At 41.6% G+C, this 1,004-nt stretch carries 1 protein-coding gene and 1 pseudogene; both read right to left on the reverse strand.

The annotated features are described in order from the left end of the window. Positions 1-108 (reverse strand): annotated as a pseudogene (locus ACUU1M_RS20295) (curli major subunit CsgA); the annotation flags it as partial. Positions 109-148: 40 nt separating this feature from the next. Continuing rightward, positions 149-604, reverse strand: a complete 456-nt coding sequence (csgB, locus tag ACUU1M_RS20300; protein WP_000791650.1) for a curli minor subunit CsgB — start codon at positions 602-604, stop codon at positions 149-151. Positions 605-1,004: the final 400 nt, after the last annotated feature.

Below are 1,004 nucleotides of genomic sequence, written 5' to 3' on the forward strand. Positions count from 1 at the left end.
ACCGCCACCACCGTGGTTACCGCCGCCGCCGTACTGAGGAACAACACCTGCCAGAGCGCTACCGGAGAATACGATTGCTGCAATTGCTGCTACTTTTAAAAGTTTCATGTAAAACCCCCATCGGATTGATTTAAAAGTCGAATGGTAATTAACGTTGTGTCACGCGAATTGCCATTTGCGACTGTCTCTGCACTACAATTGCCGTTTTTTGAGTACCATACTGTGTAATATTTGCTTTATTACCAGAACCTTTCTGGATAATCATCGCAGTATTACCATAAGCACCTTGCGAAATACTGGCATCGTTGGCACTGCCCGCCTGATCAATATATGCAAGGTTATAATCTCCTGTCTGGTCAATCTTTGCCCGATTGCTACTACCTTCTTGCGCAACAACCGCCAAAAGTTTTGAGCCTCCCTGCCGTAACTGAGCACTATTATTAGTCCCAGCTTGACCAATTATGGCTGCCTGATTAAATGAAGACTTACTCAATTCATTTACCGCGAAGTTATATTCTGAATTAGCTAAATCATAACCTGCTGCGGCTGCAATCCCAGGCGCACCCAGTATTGTTAACATCATAAATAACAATTTGTTTTTCATGTTGTCACCCTGGACCTGGTCGTACATTTAAGAAATTAAATCATTTCAACTTGGTTGTTAACGCAACCTGTATTTTGTTAACGCTGCGTTACGATGGAAAGTATGTCTGCGGAAATATTTTTAATAACTCACCCGCGCGTTGTATTTTTCTTTTTTTGTTCATACCAAAGTATTAAAACCCGCGTAAATACGCTGTTATCTACGCAAAAAATATTTTGTTTTCTCTTAAATCTCCGTTTTCCGCTATCAAAAATCACCAGACAGTCATTCTTCTTGCCCGTCGCTGATTGCTGCGATATGTCTTGCGCACAAGCCGTGACAAACCTCGTCTTTTTGCAGTAAAAAAATTGTCCACGGAGGTGTGGAGAAAAAACAAAAACGTTTTACATGACGAAAGGAC

This window comes from Shigella sp. SIG6, assembly GCF_053555815.1.

Excerpts from the sequence above, each read along its gene's own strand:
- csgB (WP_000791650.1), bottom strand. The coding sequence starts at position 604 with ATGAAAAACAAATTGTTATTTATGATGTTAACAATACTGGGTGCGCCT.